The 5,308-nt window shown below is 44.0% G+C and carries 5 protein-coding genes and 1 pseudogene; 2 read left to right on the top strand and 4 right to left on the bottom strand.

Going from position 1 to position 5,308, the window contains the following annotated elements:
* Positions 1-1,072 (top strand): efflux RND transporter permease subunit (locus VIP81_RS18155; protein WP_331964106.1); only part of this gene is annotated, 1,072 nt, incomplete at its 5' end.
* A gap of 19 nt (positions 1,073-1,091) precedes the next feature.
* Positions 1,092-2,174, top strand: coding sequence for an efflux RND transporter periplasmic adaptor subunit (locus tag VIP81_RS18150; RefSeq protein ID WP_331964103.1), 1,083 nt, complete (start codon positions 1,092-1,094; stop codon positions 2,172-2,174).
* A gap of 175 nt (positions 2,175-2,349) precedes the next feature.
* Here the strand turns inward: VIP81_RS18150 and VIP81_RS18145 are convergent, their stop codons facing one another.
* From VIP81_RS18145 to VIP81_RS18130, 4 genes and pseudogenes are all read right to left on the bottom strand, one after another.
* Positions 2,350-3,279: an AraC family transcriptional regulator gene (locus tag VIP81_RS18145; RefSeq protein ID WP_331964100.1), complete on the bottom strand. Its 930-nt coding sequence runs from the start codon at positions 3,277-3,279 to the stop codon at positions 2,350-2,352.
* Between the two features lie 5 nt (positions 3,280-3,284).
* Positions 3,285-4,148: an NmrA family NAD(P)-binding protein gene (locus VIP81_RS18140; protein WP_331964097.1), complete on the bottom strand. Its 864-nt coding sequence runs from the start codon at positions 4,146-4,148 to the stop codon at positions 3,285-3,287.
* A 253-nt stretch (positions 4,149-4,401) separates the two neighbouring features.
* A complete protein-coding gene (locus tag VIP81_RS18135) occupies positions 4,402-4,680 on the bottom strand; it encodes a hypothetical protein (protein ID WP_331964094.1) in 279 nt (92 codons plus the stop codon).
* A gap of 123 nt (positions 4,681-4,803) precedes the next feature.
* Positions 4,804-5,308: pseudogene (locus VIP81_RS18130) on the bottom strand (hypothetical protein); the annotation flags it as partial.

The following is a 5,308-nucleotide window of genomic DNA, read 5'->3' as shown; positions in this document are numbered from 1 at the left end:
GGAATTATTAAATAAGTTATCTGCCATTCCTTCCCTGCGTGATCTTCAAATAGCTACTCCCTTGGATTATCCGGCCATCCGGTTAGATGTGGATAGAGTAAAGGCGGGGCAGCTGGGTATTTCAGGAGATCAGGTAGCCCGTTCCATCGCTACTGCTACGTCATCCAGTCGTTTTACCTCGCCTAATTACTGGCTGGACAAAACAACTGGTACTGCTTACCAGGTACAGGTGCAATACCCGGAGTACAGGATGAATAGCACCGCACAACTGGAAGCAATCCCAATATCCGGGGGCATAGGCAGCACACATTATTTGAGCGAGGTAGCTACCTGGAAGCGCACGATTGTTACCGGGGAATATGACCGGCTTAATCAGCAACGTTATATCACTATTACAGCGAACGTTCACAAACAGGATTTGGGAACGGTTTTCAATCAAGTAAACAAGATCATTTCCGGTATAGGGAAACTTCCGAATGGCGCTAAAATCCTGCTACGCGGTCAACCGCAGTTACTGGAGCAAACACTTACCAGTCTGCAATTTGGATTATTAATAGCGGTGATCGTGATCTTCCTGGTAATGGCTGTTTACTTTCAATCGTTCCGGGTTGCACTGGCTACTTTATCGATTATACCAGCGGTAGTTGCCGGTTCGCTATTGTTCCTTTTAGTTACTGGCAACTCTTTAAATATTCAGTCATATATGGGTACGATCATGGCGGTAGGTGTAGCTATTGCAAATGCGGTGCTTTTCATAACAAACGCTGAATTTAATAGAAAGGCAGGTATTCAATTCGGTCATATGCGGGCAGCCGAAGCGCGGTTACGTCCTATTTTAATGACCAGTGCCGCCATGATAGCGGGAATGATTCCTATGGCTTTGGGCATTTCGGAAGGCGGTGATCAGACAGCCCCGTTGGGTATCGCGGTAATCGGGGGACTTCTTTTCTCCGCCATCGGGGTATTGTTTTTCCTGCCCCATGTATATCAACTGATCATCGGCAGAAGGCCATTTAAATATGTTTCTTTAGATCCGGATGATTCAAACAGCATTCACTATGACAAACAGTAATAAAAATAAACTCAATTATATGCGATCCATCGCGTTCATTAGTGTCATTATAATATTGGCGGCTTGCGGTAACACACAGCAACAGCCAGAAAAAGAAAGCGCAGCTGCCGTGCAGGACACTGTGCCAGTATTCATATTGAAGCAGGATACCGTTAAAAAAACGATCGAGTTACCAGCCGAACTGATTCCATATGAAAATGCAGAACTGTTTGCAAAAGTACAGGGCTTTGTACGTGCGATGAAAGTAGATCTGGGCGACCGTGTAAAAAAAGGGCAAACACTTGCCATTATCGAAGCCCCGGAAGTGAACAGCCGCTTTGCAGAATCAGAAGCCGCTTTGCAGTCGGCAAAGGCTAAATGGGCATCCAGCAGAGATAATTATGAACGATTACTTCGGGCGTCCCAGGCAAAAACGCCAGGTATTGTTGCACCGGTAGACCTGGAGCGTAACCGCAATTTAATGCTGGCAGATAGTGCTACCTATGTAGCCGCCAGTAAACAGTCGCAGGCATACAAAGAAGTGTCTGGATACCTGTATATCACGGCACCTTTTGACGGTGTAATCACAGCCCGTAAAGCCGATCCCGGATCGCTGGTAGGTTCCAATGCCATGTTACTCACTGTGCAGAATAACCGGACCTTGCGCCTTCGTGCTGCCGTTCCTGAAATCTATACTGCTGCTGCCAGTATTTCAAAGAATATCGATTTTCGGGTAGATGCTTATCCTACACAACGTTTCAAAGCAGTGCTTACCCGCAAATCAGAAACGATTGATCCTGGCACCCGCACTGAGTTGTGGGAATTCCAGGTAAATAACAGTGATCACCTACTCAAAGCAGGTTCCTTTGCTTATGTAAAGATTGCCCTGGAACGCGGTACATCATCATTCATAGTCCCCTTTGCAGCTGTTGCCACGACCCAGGAAAAGAAATTTGTGATCCGCGTTCATCAGGGTAAAGCGGAATGGGTGGACATCCGGCAAGGTATGACTGTTGATGCAGGCATTGAAATATTTGGAAACATAGCAGTTGGCGATACACTGTTAAAGAAGGCGACAGATGAAAGAAAACCAGGTAGCACGGGATTTTGGGTACTGAAATAGTAAGTGTATATTTCTTTACGGCACGTCTTCCTATAAACAACAATACATACCCTTGTGTAAACTTCCGTGAACTGGCCCGCAGTAAGTCTGCTGGCAGCCGTTATCGCTGCGGATTACAGAAAATGCATCAGATTTTCAGCGGCTAATTCCGGCTACGCATCTATAATATTTCAGATTAAAACCGGCTAGACTTTCTGAATTCCAGCGGTGAAATATTCGTCTTAGTCTTGAACAATTTAGAAAAAGACTGCGGATATTCAAATCCCAGTTCAAAAGCTATTTCATTTACGGACAAATCTGTCATCATCAGTCTTTCCTTCGCCTTCTCTATGATCTTCTCCTGTATATGCTGTTGGGTGCTATTACCTGTAAGCGTTTTAAGCAGGCCACTCAGATAATTAGGTGAAATATTCAGCTGACTGGATATATCCTTTACCGTAGGTACTCCGTTTTCTTCCAGTACTTTCTGAGAAAAAATCTTTTCCAACAATGTTTCCAGCTGGCTTACGATACCATGGTGCGTAATTTTACGGGTAATGAACTGTCGCTGGTAAAAGCGCTCTGAATATCCCAACAGGGATTCGATGAAGGAAATAATAATCCCCTGACTGAATTTATCAATGTTGGCACTATACTCCTGTTCAATATTCTTAAATAACCCGCTAATAGTCTGTTCCTCATTATCAGACAGGAACAGGGCTTCATTTACCGTATAGTCAAAAAATTCGTATTGCTTAATCTTGAATGCAAGGGGATGCTTCCAGAAAAAGTCTGGATGGACCATGAGCAACCATCCATCCAGATCTATTTCTTCCACCTGATCAGTATTAAAACTAAAAACCCGCCCCGGTGCTATAAATTTCATCACACCTTTATCAAAATCATATTCCTGCTGTCCATACTTCATTTTTAAACAAGATTGTGTGGACTTGCTCATCCCTATAAAATAAAAATCAGTGGTTACCACGATATCTAAATTCTTAGGGCGCTCTTTTAACTCAGTAATGTTTAATACACTGATCAGGGGATGTTTGGTAACAGGCAAGCCTCTCAACTGCAATAGTTCCTGTATACCTTTTATCTTCAGGGGAAGGTTTCCGGTCATAATATTTAGTTTTGATGGTACCAGACAGCATACTCCCTGGCAAAATCCTGTAGTTTTCGTTTCCCTAATATCGGTCTGTTAAGGTAGTAATCCCTCTGCGCTTTTCCATTGTGCATATTCTCCTGCATTTCTACCAATAATCCGGCCACCTCAGGCGATATGCCGGTAGCTTCGAGTCCTTGTTTCACCTGTTCTCCGGGAGATGCTATCCATTGGAGGTCTGGTATTCCGATAGCTTCTCCAATAATTTGTGCTGTCCGGGTACAGGTAAGTTCTTCGCTGGCCACATATATCACTTTCAAACTTACAGGTGCCGGGGCATTGATCTCTTCTGCGATGGCAGCAGCGATGTCTTCAGGCGCTACAAAAGCCACCATATCTTCTCCGCCATAATTAGATACAATCATGCCCTGGTGGCGGATCATATCCTTCAGGTGATAGAAATTACTGTAAAAAGGTCCTGGTCGCACAAAGGTAATAGACAGGTCCTTGAGTGCTTCAAACTTTTTCTCCGGCTGGATAGCGTTCAGCAGGTGGGCGACCCAGCCAGAGAGCACGATTACACGCTTTATCCTGGTTTCTCTGATAGCCTTGATATAATTATCCATATTCCCATCCCATGCGTGCAGGTCCCGTGCAGTGAAATCCAGTGGATTCATACAATAAACAACATCTGCCCCTGTAAAAGTTTTAATGAGAAAAGGCAGATCCAGGATGCTGCCGATAGCGGGATGAGCACCCATAGCCTGTATCTGGTCCTGCTTATTGGGATCTGTGCTGATGAGGGTGACCTGGTGTCCTTCTTTTACCAATATTTCAGTGAGCGGTTTACTAATATTCCCGAGGGAGCCGGTAAGTACGATTTTCATTTTCTTTAGTTTAATGTACTCAAAGGTGCCACGGAATACCAGGGTAAAAGTGTTCAGATCTCAGAAAATTGTATGAAAATGTATTAAGAAATAGAAGGCCCTATATATTCTTGTTACCAACAGTGTTGTGTCCATTTTTCCATCCATGAAAAACACTACTTTCTGGTCATATGATGTTCCGGTATCACTGGAAGAAACATCCTATGCACGGCGGTGAGTGATAGCAATACAGCGGCAAATAAGGTACGCATCTTCATAAAAATTGTTTTAGAAGAACTATCACCATCCCCAGCATGCCCCCGATAATACCTGCTATGGCATCTATTACATCATAATGCCCTCTGCCGGTAACCAGGGAAAACAATTCAAAGCCATAACTGATGGACACTACCAGTGCCAATGCTATGAAAGAAGCCATCACCGGACGCTCCGGCCATACTATGCATGCGGCCACTTCCAGGAATCCTCCCATCAGGATCCCCACATAGAAATGTTTCCACTTGTCAGGTGCTATTTTGTTAAACGGATTCAAATAAGACAGCTTGAATTATGAACGGAATCTCCTTATAAAATTGTTGATCAGGTGATGCTGTAAACTTAATTTAATTTCCAGAAAAACAGATGCCCGTCCAGCAAAAACCTGGGATACATTCATTTAAAAGGCTTCATTTAATCCAAAGAAGAAACCACCTGACCCGTATTTACCTTTGGCATAATCAAAACATATGGTAGAGCGGCTTTTCTTTTGCAGGAGGATTCTGAGTCCGGCTCCCCCGGCAGGTTCCCAATATTGAAACAGTTTTTTCCCCATGCCGTCTGACGCGGTTTCTATATTAAAAAAAGCTACGCCGCTTAACAGTTTATTGCGGGTGATGGGAAAACGGTACTCTGATTCATAGTATGCATACGATGGGCCTTTAAATCTCCCGATGGTATAAGCCCGGCCGGATCGGTTATAGATATCATAACCTGTAGCAGGCAATTCCAGGTAAGGAATGGTGCCATTCAGTTTGAAAGAGGCCAGTGACCAGAATGCCAACACCTCTTCCGGATTTTTTTTACTGAGGCCTATATACTTCCTGAAATCGTAATTAAATTGTATTGAATTTTTGGAGCTGCCCAGCCACGTGGTATTGAACCGAAAGTTAAACACTGCGTAT

The organism is Chitinophaga sp. (assembly GCF_036566945.1).
Lineage (GTDB): Bacteria > Bacteroidota > Bacteroidia > Chitinophagales > Chitinophagaceae > Chitinophaga.
Note: the sequence above shows the minus strand (reverse complement) of the source record. Positions and strands in the feature narration are given on the sequence as shown.